Origin of the sequence: Burkholderia catarinensis, from assembly GCF_001883705.2 — a bacterium.
Classification (GTDB): Bacteria; Pseudomonadota; Gammaproteobacteria; order Burkholderiales; family Burkholderiaceae; genus Burkholderia; species Burkholderia catarinensis.
Genome location: NZ_MDEQ02000022.1, coordinates 1 through 15,310 on the forward strand (window position 1 = coordinate 1; position 15,310 = coordinate 15,310).

Genomic DNA, 15,310 nt, shown 5'->3' on the forward strand with positions numbered 1-15,310 from the left:
GTTCGTACACAAGGCAGGCATGGCACTCGTCGCCGCCGCTGGGAAAGTGCGTATCGAGGCGCAGACCGATGGTGTCGACGTGACCGCTAAAAAGGCAATCCAGATCACGAGCACGACCGACAGTATCCATCTGCATGCGGCAGAGGAAATCGTGCTGCACGCAGGCGGTACGGAGGTTCGCATCAGCGATCAAGGTTATGTGGTACGAACCGCCGGCGAGCACACGATCCACGCGGGCAGTCATCAGACCGACGCGGCGCAGGTGCGGCCGATGCGCCTGCCGGTCACGCCCGAATACCCGGGGCAGTATGCCGCGCACTTCGTGCTGCTGGAGCACGACAGCGGGTTTGCCCTGCCGAACCAGCCGTACCGGATCACGCTCGATAACGGTCGCGTGATCGAGGGGGTGAGTAACGAGCTGGGCGAAACAGAAGTGATCACGAGCCATGACATCGCGTTCGGCACAGTGGAGTTGCTGGCGGCGAGCGATCCAGACAAGGTGATTGCGGTGAACCGGGCAGCCGTCGTGCGCGGCAACACGACGCCTTACACCGCCCAGGCGCCCAACGCCGACAAGCGCACCACAACGATCAAGGGCAAGAAGGTCAGCACCCCGGAACAGGGGGCTACGTCCGAGAGTCAGCCGGCCGCGTTCGCGACCTGCGACCCGCTCAACTTCGGGTTGCGCTTCCATCACTTCATCGACGGGGCTAGACAGGGTGATACGCCTCCGGACATGCCGGTGCGCAGGGATGTCGAGTATCCGGTGACGAAGACCTATACGGCGGCGGTCAAGAAGGCACTCACTGGGATTGAGTGGGGCAAGTTCAATACGTTGAGCGGCGAGATATCGGACGAGGCAAAGGAAAGTATCGCGCTTGCGGTTGGCAATGTATTGAATACCGCCCTTGCGGCGGGGCCGTTTGGATTGCCAGGAGGGTCTTCAGGTGACCGGATGAGGTCAAATGGGGCGACTCCCGAGATCGATATTGTTAATGCGAGTGAAGGTCAGTTTAGATACAACATGCGCCCGGATGTAAGTGCATCGTTCTCCACATTAAAGTGGACGATGGTTATTCAAGAAATGGAAATCTTGAAGATCATTGCATCGTCGAATAATGCGACTGCCTTGGATGGCGCCCTGAAGGCATTCGCAGACTTGCTTTATCACGAGGCGCGACACTGCCAGCAGGCATTCTGGATGATGGCTTTAATCCATCAGCATAGTGAAGATTACGTTGTGTTCCAGGAAATTCAGACTATTTACAAACAATACATCCACGAAGATATTTTTACCGTTTCTAAAAAAGCTCAAATTCCTAACGATGCACGGGTTGCCACGGGACTTCATCGCATGTTGATTTTCCACTATTACTGGATGATTTCGTATCTGCAAAATCAGACGGGCGGAGCCTATGTGAAGCCAGACGTGCCGATTGCACAGGCCGAGGTGTGCAAGCTGTTGAGAGTGTCGCCAGAAACGGCGGCCAAGATGGTGAGTTTCGAAGAAGGTTACCGGAGCCAGTTACATGAAGAAGATGCTTATGCGTGTGCGGATGTGGTGCAAGCCTATTGGGACCGTCCTGATCGTGCTTTCGTGCGTAACCCCGGTACATGCACAGGAGGATACGATGATTCACTTCAAGTCATTGGGGGAGGGATTTGAAATGCAGACGACCGACGAAGAGCAGCGCGTCATGCTGCGCGCCATCCTTAAAACAGCAATGGCGATCCTACGCGATGATGCGCCATACGATCCTGAATACATTGTCTTTGGAACAAATTACACAACGTGGACGCACCCTCCCGCAAAAGGGTTTCTTTATAAATACAAAAATCGTGCACTGCGGGGTACGAAGATTGAGTTTTCCACTGGCGACGATCCGGAGGACTACAGCGATACTCGCGATAAGGTGAAAATTGTTCCGGCTGGGGTAAGAATTGTCCTTGACGCAAGGGTTGCTAGCTTGCCGGACACGGAAATCAAATCGCTTCTCCAGTTAGAGGACTATTGGGTTGACGGGGAAGGAAATCGTGAATACGGTAACGAGATAATGGTGCGCGATCCGAAGATGCCGAATTTGCAATCTTTTCGCTACCGATCAAAAGATATTTCGGGAAGCAAGTTTCCCGTGAACATCAATCTATTTTACGCGAATCCACTGGACAGTTCATTTCCGCCCATGCTCGATGAAGTTAGAATAAGCCGAGCATACAAAATCTTGACGCCGGAGGAGCGCGAACAGCACCGCTTGAAAGAGCAACAAGCGAAGCGCCACAAATATGGGTTGATGAATCTGTGTACGGGCATGCTGTGCCCAGAAACAGGGATATGGCAGGGATACACCAAGACTTCCAGTTCGGATATTCATCTGATCTGGAAGGGACAAAAATTTCCCGATGTCCGCAAGCTCACCCCTTGGGAGCAATCGGAACAGAACCAGTACACGAACCTGTTTGAGCCGGGCCAGTGGATGTGGGTAGAGGAGTACGTGGAGCCGGAGTGGATGAAGGAAGGCTGACCTAGAAATTGGGGCATGGGCACGGGGCTTCCGAGAAAAATCTCGCGTTGCCGGACACCCCCGCCCGCCCTCCTTTTCTTTGCGAATATCGACTTTTCGGCTGAAAATTTCGGGTGGATTGCCCGGCTACCGGAGGGACATCGATATGCAAAAAGGTAAAATCCGACACCGACCCGACCGGCTCGCCGATGCACGTGTAGGTAGCACGTGGCGACGAAGCCAAGAAGGCAATCCAAATTACGAGCACGGCCGACAGTATCCACCTGCACGCGGCAGAGGCGGCGGGTCAATGAGCATGTCGCGGGTCAGTGGACGTGGTTGCGAGAACCACACGACCATCCTGTATGGTGGATGCAAGACGACCCGGAATCTGATGAGGTGTGAGCCGCAGATATGGCAGGGATACACCGCACCTTCTGATTCGGATCTGAAATTGGTCAGGGCAGTCATGAGCGGGCTGCTGATTGATTGCACCCCTACAACTCCAAGCGGGCGGACTGACCTCAAACCCACGCGCCAATTGCACTAGCCGAAGTGACCAAGTTGTTGAAGTCTCGCTCGAAGTCACCCCCCTTCGTTCATCGGCCAGGAACACGCCGAACAAGCCGATCCACCAAACGGCGAAGCAACGCAGGCTGACCAAACGCGGCCGCCCGTCGGGCAGCCGCGTCAACCTCAACCGCACACTGAATACGTCAGTGCGACCGGCCCGTTTCCGTCCCCGGCGCGAACTCGATACCCCGCAGCACTTCCGCGAACTTCGCCGTCCGCAGCACGGCAAACTTCTCGGCCGCGGCCGTCGTCGCGCTCGTGTTGCGCAGCACGTCGCGCACCGCGACCAGCCGGTTCGGATCCGCGCCGACATCGCCGTTGCCGCTGACCGTCGACGTGATCGCCCAGATCGTCACCGTGCCGTCGCGCTCGACGCGGCCCGTCAGGTTGCGCAGGCCGGCCGTCGCCGGCGCCCACGGCAAGCCCGTCGCCGAATTGTTGCCCAGCGGATAGCCGGCGACCGAATACGGCTTGCCGAGGTCGAGCCCGTTCTGCAGCGTGTACGCGAGCTTCCACTGCTTCGCGTTCGCGTCGTACACCCACTTCTGCAGGCCGGCGCCCGTCTGCGCGGCCGCATGCGTGTACAGGTCCGGGCCGCCCGTGTAGCCGTCGCCTTCGTCCGCGACATACAGCGTGTTCGCATCGGCGAACCACATCCCGAACGGGTAGGACAGCGTCGTCGCGGTCTTGTTCGGCGTGGTCGGGAAGCCGGCCAGCACGCACATGTTGTTCGGCAGGCCGGTCGTCTGCAGCGTCGCCGCGTTATACGCGAGCGGCGCCGTCGGCAGCACGGCCTTCGGCGACGGCACGCCGACGCCCGACGGGCATGCGGCACCGGTCGTATCGACGAAGTACACGGTATTCACGCCGTTGCCGCCGCTGCCCTTCGTGTAGTACACGACGTTGTCGTGCACCGCGATGCCGCGGAAGTTGTCGTCCTTGCCGATCTTGTCGGCCTTCGCGCCGAGTTCCGTGACCGAGAAGCTCGCGAGCGGCGTCGGCGTGCCCGGGTCCTGCTGCGCTTCGTGATGCTTCGCGCCGTCGATGAGTTGCGCGCCCGCGCCGAGGATCACGTTGTCCGGCTGCGGGTTCGCGCCGTTGCCGGCGTTGCCCGACGTGTAGTAGATCTCGCGGCCGTCGCGGTTGTTCAGGATCGCGGCGCGGCCGTTGTTGCCGCTGTATGCATTCGTCTCGGTGAAACGGAAATGCCCGTGACGATCGACGCGCGCGATCGCACGGTAGAAATTCTGCCCGTCCGGGTTGGTCGTATCGATCGCGAGCGGCGTGTTCGAGTTCGACACGTCGATCATGTTGACGGGCGCGACATAACCCATGAACGTCAGGTAGTTGCCGTCGGTGGACAGGTGCAGGCCGAGTTCGGACTTCGAGCCGAAGCTCGTCACGAGCTGGTCGTGCGCGAAGCCCTTCTGCAGGCTGTTCGGCACTTCGAGCGTGCTGACGACGCCACCCGCCGGCGTGATCTGGTCGAGGAAGATGCGCGACGTGATGCCGAAGCTGCCGTCGTAGCGGTCGTTGTTCCACACGGTCGGGTAGGTGCCGTCGCTCGGCGCGCCCGAAGCCGCGCCGCAACCGCCGGTGGTCTTCGCGCAGTTCGGCGGCAGGATCGCGCCGGGCTGAACGTTACCCGACACGTTGTCGTACACGCTGCGGCTGAGCACCAGGAAGCCCGGCACGAAACCCGGCTCAAAACGGCTTTCGCCGCTGTCATTCCGGGCGGCCTGCGCGCCGAGGCTAGCGGCAATCAGCGTGAGTGCGACGACGGGAACGGTTCGATCGCGCAGCGCGCGGCGGCGCTTCGCGGACAAGGCGGATTTCAGCATGGACAAGGCTCCGTACGACATCGAGTGGGGATGTTGTTGTGGACAGACTGACGACGTGAAGCCCCGCCACCTTAGCCATGCGTGATGACGAATTGATTGCACGCGATGCCGCCGAAACCCGCATGCGAGTGCGGGCCGCCCAGCGCGGCTTGCTGTTATTTATTTGTAATGCGAAAGAAATGAATCAGACAGCCGGTTACGCGGACTACCCCGCATGAGGCTGCACCAGCTTGCCGTCGCCGTATTCGCGGAGCACCTGCGAAATCACGACGCGATAGCCGTCCAGCCAGCGCGCCTGCTTCGCCTTCGCTTCGAGATGTGCCGGATGCCGCATCAACTGCTGCAGCGCCGCCTCCGATTCCCAGTAGTAGACGTTCTGGATCAGCCCCTCGTCGGCGTTCTCCCACGTCTCCTCGCCGAGATAGCCGGGCGTCGCGCGCGCCATGTCGGCGATCTGCCGGTCGAGCCGGTGGAATTCGTCGTCGTATTGCCCGGCACGGAAAATGAAGGTCGACGCGTACATGCACGCTCCATCGAAGGCGGTTGAAAGAGCGCCAAGTGTAAGGCACGCGCGGCGTGCCGCGATCGTTATGCGGCGAGCGAATCTGCGTCGGGCCGATCGTCGAGCCACGCGTCGATGCGCGGCGCATCTTCACGCGTTCCGGCCGCGGGCGCCGGCATTGCCGCAAGCGCCTGCCGCGCACGTTCGAGCGCCTGCGCGAAGCCGCGCAACTCGCGCGTCGCGGGACGGTCGTCGACTCGCCGGCGTGCGAGCGCCGCGTCGATATTCGCGCCGATCAACGCAAGCTGGGCGTCGATGAAGTCGATGCACAGCGCATGGCAATGCGCGGAAACCGGTGCGACGGCCAGCACGACAGGCACGATCGACACGGTCAGGTAGCCGCCCGGCGCGAGCCGCGACAACGCGTGACGCAGTTCCTGCCGGCCATGGTTCAACGATGCGAACACGGCATCGCGCCATACCGCACGCTCGAACGCGAGCGCGTCACGATGCGCATCGAGCGCCGCGCGGTCGGCAACCTGCCCGGCCGTCACCAGCGGGATCGGGAATGACGATTCAACGGAAGATCGTGCGGCCCCCGCTTCGACAATGCAGTTCGCGCCAAGCCATGCCGCATCGTCGCGCCGTGCAGCGAGCACGCGGGACTGCAACCTGTCCGGCAGCATCGGATCGAGAGGCACCGCGCGACAGATCGACGGCTTCTCCACATGCACGTTGCAGCGGCCGTCGTCGGCCAGCGCCGCGCAACGGCCGAGCGACGGATAGTCGTAGCCCTGCAGTGTCAGCGCAATCCATTCGCCACCCGCGCCGCCGGTGCGATGGAACAACCGCGCGGCCAGCGCATCGGAAGCCGCTACGTCGTCCGCATCGAGCTCATGCTCGCGCCCGCCCGCACGCCATCTCTCGCCGATCCGCCGCTTCGGCACGCGACGGATCGTCAGCGCGCCGACGAAGCGATGCCGATGCCGGAACAGTTCGCGCAACGACAGCGTCGGCGCGCTGTTGCAGCAGCGGCCGCATGCGTTGCACGCAAGCAGGACCGTGTCTACCACGGCCGCCGCACCGAATCCTGGTAGCGCGTGAGGATGAAGCGTGCGACGTCGTCCGAGTGATACGCGGCGACGAGCTGCGCGACCCACGGCTTCGCGCGATCGGCGTCGCGCACCGTGAGCACGTTCGCATACGGCGAGCGCGCGTCCTCGAGGCTGATGCTGTCGCGCGCGGGCTGCAGCCCGGCGCGGGCGGCATCGTCGCTGTCGATCGCGACGAACGCGGCCGTATCGAGCGCCGCGTAAAGACGGTCACGGCGCAGCGCGACGAACTTCAGCCCGAGCCGGTTGCCGGTCACGTCGCGCAGCGTCGCATGCAGGCCGGCCTTCTCGCGCAGCGTCACCAGCGTGTCGTTCTGCAAGAGCACGAGCGCGCGCGCCATTCCGCGCGGATCGGCGGGAATCGCGACCGTCGCGCCGGGCTGCAGTTCGTTCAGGTTCTTCAGCTTGCGCGAATAGAGCGCCATCGGCAGCGTGACGGTCGGCGCGACTTCGGCCAGCGCGTAGCGTTTCCGCGCGCGCGTCGCGGCAAGCTGTTGCGCATCCTCGAAGCTGGCCGCATCGATCCGGCCGTCGGCAAGTGCCGTGTCGATGCGCGACGCATCGTCGAATTCGACGACGTCGACCCCCAACCCGCGCGATGCGGCGACCCGCTTCACTTCGTCCAGGATCTGCGCATGCACGCCGCGCGTCACGCCGACGCGCACGGCCGGTGCTGCGGTTTCGGCAGCAACCGCCGATCCCTGATGCGCGACACCGCACGCGGCCAGCAGCCACACGGACACGCATCGCACGAGGCCCTTCCTCATGACGCATCCCTCAGAATCGTGCGAAACCCGATGTGCGACGCACCGAGATCGGCCTCCTGCTGTTCCCGCGACGACGCGCGATAGCGCACGCAGTAATCGCGCGAGCACAGGAACGAGCCGCCCTTGATGACCATCGGCGTATCGTGCCGGCGCGTCGGCGGCGCGACGGCCGCCGTGTCGCCGTTCGTGTGCGACTGATGCGGGCCCGTGTACGCGTCCTTCGTCCACTCCCATGCGTTGCCGATCATGTCGTAGAGGCGGAAGCCGTTCGCCGCATAGCAGCCGACGGGTGCGAGCCCCGCATGACCGTCCTCGGCCGTGTCGAGCACCGGAAACGCGCCCTGCCAGTAGTTCGCGGCCGGCTTGCCCTGCGCGTCGCGCGGCGCCGCATCGAGCGATGCGTCGTCGCGGCCGGCCTTGCCCGCGTATTCCCATTCGGCCTCGGTCGGCAGGTCGCGGCCAAGCCAATGCGCATACGCGAGCGCATCGCGCTGCGTGACGAGCGTCACCGGCAGGTTGCCGAGCCCGTCGACGCCGCTGCCGGGCCCGCGCGGATGGCGCCACGACGCCCCCTTCACCCATGACCACCACGCGAGGTCGCGCGCATTCATCTCGTCGCGCGTCGGCACACGGAACACTGCCGCGCCGCCCTGCCGCTCGGCCTCGGTCACGTAGCCGGTCGCCTGCACGAACGCGGCGAACTGCGCGATCGTCACGTCGGTCTGGTCGATCCAGAACCCGCCGACGCGCGTGCGGCCGTCGCCGACCGGTCGCTCGTCCGCATAGCCGCGCGTGCTGCCCAACACGAACGCGCCGCCGTGCAGGTGCACCATCCCGGCCTGCGGATCGTCGCGCCACTTGGCCGGCAACCCCGAATAACGCTCGCACTGCCGCTCCGAGCCGAGCGGCGCGAGCGCGCGGCCGCGATTCGCGTCGTCGAATGCGCCGCCCGCCGGCACGACAGGATTCGCATAGCCGGCCGCGAACGCGGCGGCGAACAGCGTGGCGGCGAGCGCCGCACCGATCGTCCAGAACCGGAACCGCATCGTGTCGTCCCCGGTATCAGTAGTAGCCGCGCGGCCGCAGCGGCTCGACGCCGCCGACGTTGCTCATGTAGGTCTTCCACTGGTCGACGAGCGTGCCGATCACCGACGGGTTCTGCGCGGACACGTCGGTCGTCTCGCCGCGATCCGACGCAAGGTCGTACAGCTGCCAGTGCCCGTCGAGCGGCCCGAGCGGCGGCTCGGTCCACAGCGCCTTCCAGCGGCCGTCGGCGCTGCGCAGGTACGCGCGGCCATACGCTTCGTCGCCGAACGGCGCCGTATGCACTTCGCCTGTCGCCGAACCCGTGAGCACCGGCAGCAGCGACTGGCCCGTGACCGGATACACGTAGCGGTTGTTGTAGATCACCTTGCCCTTGTTCTGATCGACGCCCGTCAGCGTGTTGACGAGCGGCGGCGCCGGCTGCGACGGCGGCGTGACGCCCGCGACCGCGAGGAACGTCGCCGTGTTGTCGGTCACGTGCGTGAACGCGCGCAGCGCCGGCAACGGCTGCGACTGGCCGGCCAAGTGCACGATCGTCGGCGTCGACACGCCGCCTTCGGCCGAATAGCCCTTCGTGAGCCGGAACGGCGACGCACTCACTTCGGCCCAGCGCAGCCCGTACTGCAGGCGCTGCGCGTTCTGCTTGCCGTTGTCGGTGCCGAGCGTCGAGTAGACCGGCTCCTGCCCGTTCGCGGTGTCGGTCGCCGTCGGGTCCGCGCCGCCGTCGATCGGCCAGCCTTCCGCGCCGTTGTCCGACTGGAACATGATGAACGTATTGTCGTATTCGCCGATGTCCTTCAGGTGCTGGATCAGCAGGCCGATGTTGTAGTCGAGGTTCTCGACCATCCCCGCGTAGATCTCCATGTAGCGCGCCTGCGCCTTTCGTTCGGCCGGCGACAGGCTCGACCACAGCTTGTCGACCTTGCCGGAGCCGTAGTCGCTGTAGCCGTCCGTGGCCGAATGCACCGCGCTGATGTATTTCGCGTTGGCCGCGCCGTTGTTCGCGGTCGCGGGCGACGCCGCCGTCGTTTCGGGCAGGCCGTCGAACGGCTTGAAGTCGGCGGGAATCAGTCCGAGCGCCTTCTGTCGCGCGATCCGCGCGTTGCGGATCGCGTCGTAGCCGGCGTCATACACGCCCGCGTACTTGTGCAGCCAGGGCTCAGGCACCTGCAGCGGCCAGTGCGGCGACGTGTACGCCGCGTACGCAAAGAACGGCTTGCCGTCGCGCTGGTTCGAATCGATGTACGAGATCAGCTTCTGCGTATAGAAATCGGTCGAATAGAACACGGCCGGGCTGCCGCCCGCACCGCCCGGCTGTCCGGGCTGGCCTGGCTGCACGTAGCGGCCGTCCTCCGTGTAGTTCGACGAGCCGGCCGGCTCGTGCGCGAAGTGGTTCGTCGCCGCGCCGCCGAGCAGCACGTAGCTGCGCTCGAAGCCCCACTGGTCGGGCGTCTGTCCGCTGCCCGTCGCGCTGCCGACGATCCCCGAGCCGATGTGCCACTTGCCCGCGATATACGTGTGATAACCGGCGTCCTTCAGCAGTTGCGCGAACGACAGCGCGCGATCGTTCAGGTAGCCTTCGTAGCCTGGCAGCCCGCGCCGCTCGTCGGTCGGCACGCCCATCGTGCCTTCGCCGACGAGATGGTGATCGGTGCCGGACACCAGCATCGCGCGCGTGATCGCGCAGACGGTGCCCGTGTGATGGTTCGACAGGATGCGGCCCGATGCGACGAGCGCGTCGAGGTTCGGCGTGTTGATCTCGCCGCCGAATGCATGGATGTCGGAATAGCCGAGATCGTCGGCCATGATGTACAGGATGTTCGGGCGCTTGGCGGCCTGCGCCGGGGTGCCTGGCGGCGTTGCGCCGGCCTGCGAAGGCGGCGGATCGCTGTCGACGCCGCCGCACGACGCGAGCGCCAGCGCGCCGGCGATCGCGGCGCAGACGACACGGAAACGGAAAGCATGCAACGGCGCAGCGGACTTTTTCATTGTTGTCGAACGCTCGATCTACGGGATCGGCGATCTTAGCGTCGCCCGCGCGGCGCCCAAAGTCGGATTCGTCACATGCTAACGGGGTGCGGGAATATGTAGCGCGGGCCGTCTGGCGCGGCCCGCGCCGCCGTGCGTCAGCTCCGCCCGCCGAGACTGCCGCCGCCGTCCACGGCCAGCACCTGCCCCGTGACGAAGCCGGCTTCGTCGGACAGGAAGAACGCGATCGCAGCCGCGACGTCGCCGGGCGTGCCGAGCCGGCGCGCGGGTATCGTCGCGAGCACCTTGCGTTCGGCTTCGCTGCCGACGGGCCGCGTCTGGCGAAACAGTTCGGTCTCGATCGGGCCCGGCGCAACCGCGTTGACGGTCACGCCATGTTCGGCCAGTTCGAGCGCCCACGTGCGCGTGCAGCCGACGAGCGCGCTCTTCGCGGCGGAATACGCGGTGCGATCGAGGCTGCCGAAAATCGCGCGGCTGCAGATGTTGACGATGCGCCCGTGACCGCGCGCCTTCATCGCGCCTGCAAAGTGCTGCGTGACCTGGATCGCGGCCCGCACGTTGAGATCGAACACGGCCTGCAGCGACTGGAAATCGATCTGCCCGAGCGGTTGCGGCAACGCGATGCCCGCGTTGTTGACGATGCCGTCGATGTCGTGCCGCTCACCGATGCGTGCAAGGGTCGCCGCAGTCTGTTCGATGTCGGCGAGATCGCACGCGAGCAATTCGCCGGGGAAGTCGATGCCCTGAGCATGCCGCGCGAGGCCGACGACGCGATGGCCGCGTTGTGCGAGCGTGGTGCTGATCGCGAGGCCGATGCCGCGCGACGCGCCGGTGACGAGATAAGTGCGAGATGACATAGCGTGCCCTTGACGAGGAGTCCGGAAACGGCGCGACGCGCCTGTTGCCGCCCGGCGCACGCGTGCTCCGCCCGATTGTGCCGCAGCGTCGATAAACGCGTACGGTCGTCACCTGCTGTCGATCGCCAACACGCGCGTCGGTCAGTTGGTCAGCCGGCCCGCCCCGTCGTCGCCGGCATCGCGCGCCGGGACGCGATCCGCAACGCCAGCACGCCGCGTGCCAGGAACGCGACCGTGACCAGCAGCAGCGCGAGATCGTACGAATGCGTGACATCCTTGATCCGCCCCATCACCGGCGGCAGCGCGATCGACGCGGTCGCCATGAGGCCCGACACATACTCGGTCGTTACGGCCCAGAACACCGGCGTCGCGGCCCAGTTGAAGCCGACCGCGAGCGCGACGGCGCCGGCCGACATGCCGAGCTTCAGGCTCAGGTACGTGAACGCGAAATAGCCGGCCTGCAGCAACAGGCCGACCACGACGAGATCGCGCGATGCGCGCCGCGATGCCGATGACAATCATGATCACGACCTGCAGCTTCCTGTTCACGACGGCGTGCTTTCACCTGTTCGTTATGCGAATGATCACACGCTGCGCCAACCGTTCATGCGTCGTGGCTACGAAGCCCGATCAATGCGCGCCGGCACGTGCTCTCCGTCCGCGTCATCGGACGCCAGCATGCGCGGAATCTCGTCGACCAGCGCATCGACGACGACGCGCACCTTCGACGGCACATGGCGCGACGCCAGCCGCACCGCGTACACCTCGGCGCCCGACACGCTGTCGCTGTCCATCACGAGCGCGAGGCGGCCATCGCGCACGTAAGGCGCCATCAGCCAGCACGGCAGCCACGCGAGGCCCGCGCCGGCGGCAGCCGCGTCGGCGATCGCCTGCAGGTCGTCGAACCGCAGGCGGCCGGCCGTGCGATGGTCGTGCACCGCGCCGTCCGCGCCGATGATCCGCCACGGCGTCGGCTGTCCGCCGCGCGAATACGCGATGCCGACGTGCGACCCGAGTGCGTCGAGCCCCGACGGCCGGCCATGACGGTCGAGATACGCGGGCGATGCGCAGATGCCCATGCGCTGCACACCCAGCTTCCGGCCGACGAGCGCGCTCGTATCGGCCAGCTCGCCGATGCGCACCGCGATGTCGAAGCCGTCGTTCACCAGGTCGGCCACGCGATCGCTGAACGACATGTCGATTTCAAGCCGCGGATAACGCTCGACGAGGCGCCGCACGACGGGCGCCACGCACTGCCGCCCGAACAGCACGGGCACGCTGATCCGCACGCGCCCGGCCGGCTCGCGGCGGCCCGCGTCGAGCGCGGCCTCCGTGTCGCCGAGTTCGGCCAGCAGCCGCCGGCACTGCTCGTAATAGACGAACCCTTCGTCGGTCAGGCCGAGCTGGCGCGTCGTGCGCTGCAGCAGGCGCGCGCCGAGACGGTGTTCGAGCCGCGCGACGATCTTCGCGACGGCCGAGCGCGTCATGCCGAGACGCAGCGCCGCCGCCGCGAAGCTGCCCGCTTCCACCACGTCGACAAATTCGGCGACGCCTCTCAACCGCTCGTCCATGCAATTCCGCTCCAGTGGGATGACAGGTTTGTGTCCGTACCGGCGACAATCATTGGCCGAATTGTCGCCAATGCGTCCCATCGCGCAACACTATGATAGCCCTACCTATCTCGAAAAGGAGTCGACATGCATGCATGGCAAGTCAAACCGGGCGACGGCGTGGCCGGACTCCGGCGCACCGACGCGGCGCACCGCCCGGTCGGGCCGACCGACGTCGTCGTGAAGATCCACTCGGCCGCGCTCAACTATCGCGACCTGATGTTCGCGCGCGGCGACTATCTCGGCATCGGCACCGACGCGCTGATCCCCGTCGCCGACGGCGCCGGCGAAGTCGTCGAAACCGGCCGTGACGTCACGCGGTTCAAGCCGGGCGACCGCGTGATCAATACGTATTTCCCGCACTGGATCGACGGGCCGCCGACGCCGCAGAAGGTCTCGGGTTCACCCGGCGCGCAATTCGACGGCGTGCTGGCCGAACGCTTCGTCTCCGACGAAGCCGCGCTGGTCGCGATTCCCGCGCATCTCGACTACGACGAAGCGGCGACGCTGTCGTGCGCGGGCATCACCGCATGGAACGCGCTGTTCGTCGACGGCGGACTCGGGCCGGGCGCGACCGTCGTTCTGCTCGGCACGGGCGGCGTCTCGATCATCGCGCTGCAGCTCGCGCATGCAGCCGGGCTACGCACGATCGTCACGTCGTCGAGCGATGCGAAGCTCGAACGCGCCCGCGCACTCGGTGCGGACGCAACGATCAACTATCGTGCGACGCCGGAATGGCAGCATGAGGTGCTGCGGCTCACCGGCGGTGCAGGCGCGGATCTGGTCGTCGAAGTGGGCGGCCGCGATACGCTGCCGCGCTCGGTCGACGCGACGAAGATGGGCGGCATCGTATCGATCATCGGCGGCCTCAGCAGCTTTGGCGGCCCGGAACTCGGGTTGCTGTCGCTGATCGGCGGCATCCGGCAACTGCACGGCCTCATGGTCGGCAGCCGCACGATGCTCGACGACCTCGTGCGGCTCGTCGACGCGAAACGGATCAAGCCGGTGGTCGATCGCGTGTTCGGCTTCGACGAGGCGCCGCAGGCGTATGCGTACCTGCAGTCGGGGCAGCATTTCGGCAAGGTCGTGATCCGCGTCGCGCAGTAAATGGATCGAGGCGGCGGGCTACCGGCGGCGGACGCCGGACGGCCCCGCACCACGCCCGCCGCCTCGCCGCCGCTTCCCGCATGGCCTCGTCAGAACTTGTGACGAATCCCCGCGTGCACCATCAGCTGCTTCGACGTCGACGACAGGTCCGCCGCGCCGGGAACATAGGCCTGGTCGAGCGACGAGCCTGTCGCATCGCCCGCGATCCGCTGGTACGCACCCATCACGTACACGTCCGTGCGCTTCGACAGGTTGTAGTCGGCCATCAGCCCGATCGAATGGATCTTCGGCTTCGCGGCGCCCGTCGTCGCGTCGTAGCGCACCGTCGTGTACACGTACTGCGCGCCGACGAACAACGCGGGCGTGAACTGGTATTTGCCGTTCACCTCGAAGTTCTGGTACTTGATCGACGTCACCGTGCCGCCCGCGAGCGGGCCCGTCACCGGCTGAATCGTTTCATCGCCGAACAGGTAGCCGACGTTCGCGGTCGGCCGCGTGACGTTGCTGTTCGTGTACGCGAATCCGACCGTCGCGGGCCCCGCCGTGTAGTTGATGCCCGCACCGAAGATCCGCAGCCGCGCCGACGCGAAGTTGGCATCGGCGCCGACCGACCCGGAGCCTGCGATCGCACCGCCCGACGTCGCGCCCGGGTTGTCCGCGTTCAGGAAGGCCGCGCCGACGAGCAAACCGCCCTGCTCGTACTGCGCGCCGACGCTCCATTGCCGGTTGTTCGCGAAGCCCGTGTCGTTGCTGAAGCTGTACGTGCCGCCGAACGAGAAACCGGAGAAATCCGGGCTCGCGTACTTGACCGTATTGTTCACGCGGAACGTGTTGCCGGTGTTGTCGTTGTCGAGCGGATGCGAGAACGGATAGACGCCCCAGCTGCCGTTCGCGGTCGTCGGCGCGAGATAGTCGACCACCGCGTCGTATTGCCGGCCGAGCGTCAGCGTGCCGAAACGCGTGCTGCCGAGCCCGACATACGCCTGCCGCCCGAACATGCGGCCGCCCTGCGCGAGCGTGCCGCTGTTCACGTTGAAGCCGTTCTCGATCTGGAACAGCGCGCTGTAGCCGCCGCCGAGATCCTCGGTGCCCTTCAGCCCCCAGCGGCTGCCCTGCGCGAAGCCGCTCGCCATCTGCCACGCGCTGTGACCGCCGACGTTGTTCGTGTAGTCGATGCCCGCATCGACGAGGCCGTAAAGCGTGACGCTGCCTTGCGCAAACGCGGGCGCTGCGCACAGCGCCGGAATCGCGACGAAAAACAATCTCCAGTTCATTATTTTGTGATCCTTATCGATATGATTACGCGTGCGCGGCGTGCGGTTCATCGACCGCCGGTCACGCAAGCGTGATTCCTCTTCCGTTTTTTTGGTGCGCGGCTCGCCGCGCACCGCTCCCTCGTGCCGGACG

General features: G+C 65.4%; 12 protein-coding genes and 2 pseudogenes. 3 read left to right on the forward strand and 11 right to left on the reverse strand.

Features of this window, described 5'->3' with window-relative positions:
* Both BFF94_RS28225 and BFF94_RS28230 read left to right on the forward strand, forming a co-directional pair.
* On the forward strand, window positions 1–1,666 hold a 1,666-nt coding region (locus BFF94_RS28225; protein WP_219140102.1), incomplete at its 5' end, for a DUF2345 domain-containing protein.
* Window positions 1,632–2,522, forward strand: a complete 891-nt coding sequence (locus tag BFF94_RS28230) for a hypothetical protein (RefSeq protein ID WP_246637431.1) — start codon at window positions 1,632–1,634, stop codon at window positions 2,520–2,522. The genes BFF94_RS28225 and BFF94_RS28230, both read left to right, overlap by 35 nt.
* A 695-nt stretch (window positions 2,523–3,217) precedes the next feature.
* Here BFF94_RS28230 and BFF94_RS28235 read toward each other — a convergent pair.
* The 10 genes and pseudogenes from BFF94_RS28235 to BFF94_RS28280 form a co-directional block, all read right to left on the reverse strand.
* Window positions 3,218–4,915, reverse strand: coding sequence for a hypothetical protein (locus tag BFF94_RS28235; RefSeq protein ID WP_128843581.1), 1,698 nt, complete (start codon window positions 4,913–4,915; stop codon window positions 3,218–3,220).
* Window positions 4,916–5,120: 205 nt separating this feature from the next.
* On the reverse strand, window positions 5,121–5,438 hold the full coding sequence (locus tag BFF94_RS28240) for an antibiotic biosynthesis monooxygenase family protein (protein WP_128843580.1): 318 nt from the start codon (window positions 5,436–5,438) through the stop codon (window positions 5,121–5,123).
* Between the two features lie 65 nt (window positions 5,439–5,503).
* Window positions 5,504–6,490, reverse strand: coding sequence for a YkgJ family cysteine cluster protein (locus tag BFF94_RS28245; RefSeq protein ID WP_128843579.1), 987 nt, complete (start codon window positions 6,488–6,490; stop codon window positions 5,504–5,506).
* Window positions 6,484–7,296, reverse strand: a complete 813-nt coding sequence (locus BFF94_RS28250; RefSeq protein ID WP_128843578.1) for a MetQ/NlpA family lipoprotein — start codon at window positions 7,294–7,296, stop codon at window positions 6,484–6,486. The genes BFF94_RS28245 and BFF94_RS28250 overlap by 7 nt, the downstream gene beginning before the upstream one ends.
* Window positions 7,293–8,342, reverse strand: coding sequence for a formylglycine-generating enzyme family protein (locus tag BFF94_RS28255; protein ID WP_128843577.1), 1,050 nt, complete (start codon window positions 8,340–8,342; stop codon window positions 7,293–7,295). Before BFF94_RS28255 ends, BFF94_RS28250 begins: the two co-directional genes overlap by 4 nt.
* Before the next feature lie 16 nt (window positions 8,343–8,358).
* Complete coding sequence (locus BFF94_RS28260) at window positions 8,359–10,329, reverse strand: arylsulfatase (protein ID WP_128843576.1); 1,971 nt, start codon at window positions 10,327–10,329, stop codon at window positions 8,359–8,361.
* Between the two features lie 137 nt (window positions 10,330–10,466).
* Complete coding sequence (locus BFF94_RS28265; RefSeq protein WP_128843575.1) at window positions 10,467–11,186, reverse strand: SDR family oxidoreductase; 720 nt, start codon at window positions 11,184–11,186, stop codon at window positions 10,467–10,469.
* 149 nt (window positions 11,187–11,335) lie between these two features.
* Window positions 11,336–11,584: pseudogene (locus BFF94_RS28270) on the reverse strand (MFS transporter); the annotation flags it as partial.
* Window positions 11,579–11,692: pseudogene (locus BFF94_RS28275) on the reverse strand (EamA family transporter); the annotation flags it as partial. The pseudogenes BFF94_RS28275 and BFF94_RS28270, both read right to left, overlap by 6 nt.
* Window positions 11,693–11,803: 111 nt before the next feature.
* Window positions 11,804–12,757: a LysR family transcriptional regulator gene (locus tag BFF94_RS28280; protein ID WP_219140103.1), complete on the reverse strand. Its 954-nt coding sequence runs from the start codon at window positions 12,755–12,757 to the stop codon at window positions 11,804–11,806.
* A 126-nt stretch (window positions 12,758–12,883) separates the two neighbouring features.
* Between BFF94_RS28280 and BFF94_RS28285 the strand changes: the two genes are divergently transcribed.
* The gene (locus BFF94_RS28285; RefSeq protein WP_128842721.1) at window positions 12,884–13,903 is read left to right on the forward strand and encodes a zinc-dependent alcohol dehydrogenase family protein; all 1,020 of its coding nucleotides are present in this window, start codon (window positions 12,884–12,886) and stop codon (window positions 13,901–13,903) included.
* An 89-nt stretch (window positions 13,904–13,992) separates the two neighbouring features.
* Here BFF94_RS28285 and BFF94_RS28290 read toward each other — a convergent pair whose 3' ends face one another.
* Window positions 13,993–15,177, reverse strand: a complete 1,185-nt coding sequence (locus BFF94_RS28290; protein ID WP_128842720.1) for a porin — start codon at window positions 15,175–15,177, stop codon at window positions 13,993–13,995.
* Window positions 15,178–15,310 lie beyond the last annotated feature (133 nt).

What these genes read in the sequence shown, in the direction of transcription:
- BFF94_RS28230 (WP_246637431.1), top strand. Translation starts at nt 1,632, where the DNA reads ATGATTCACTTCAAGTCATTGGGGGAGGGATTTGAAATGCAGACGACC.
- BFF94_RS28235 (WP_128843581.1), bottom strand. Translation starts at nt 4,915, where the DNA reads ATGCTGAAATCCGCCTTGTCCGCGAAGCGCCGCCGCGCGCTGCGCGAT.
- BFF94_RS28240 (WP_128843580.1), bottom strand. Translation starts at nt 5,438, where the DNA reads ATGTACGCGTCGACCTTCATTTTCCGTGCCGGGCAATACGACGACGAA.
- BFF94_RS28250 (WP_128843578.1), bottom strand. Translation starts at nt 7,296, where the DNA reads ATGAGGAAGGGCCTCGTGCGATGCGTGTCCGTGTGGCTGCTGGCCGCG.
- BFF94_RS28255 (WP_128843577.1), bottom strand. Translation starts at nt 8,342, where the DNA reads ATGCGGTTCCGGTTCTGGACGATCGGTGCGGCGCTCGCCGCCACGCTG.
- BFF94_RS28260 (WP_128843576.1), bottom strand. Translation starts at nt 10,329, where the DNA reads ATGAAAAAGTCCGCTGCGCCGTTGCATGCTTTCCGTTTCCGTGTCGTC.
- BFF94_RS28265 (WP_128843575.1), bottom strand. Translation starts at nt 11,186, where the DNA reads ATGTCATCTCGCACTTATCTCGTCACCGGCGCGTCGCGCGGCATCGGC.
- BFF94_RS28280 (WP_219140103.1), bottom strand. Translation starts at nt 12,757, where the DNA reads ATGGACGAGCGGTTGAGAGGCGTCGCCGAATTTGTCGACGTGGTGGAA.
- BFF94_RS28285 (WP_128842721.1), top strand. Translation starts at nt 12,884, where the DNA reads ATGCATGCATGGCAAGTCAAACCGGGCGACGGCGTGGCCGGACTCCGG.
- BFF94_RS28290 (WP_128842720.1), bottom strand. Translation starts at nt 15,177, where the DNA reads ATGAACTGGAGATTGTTTTTCGTCGCGATTCCGGCGCTGTGCGCAGCG.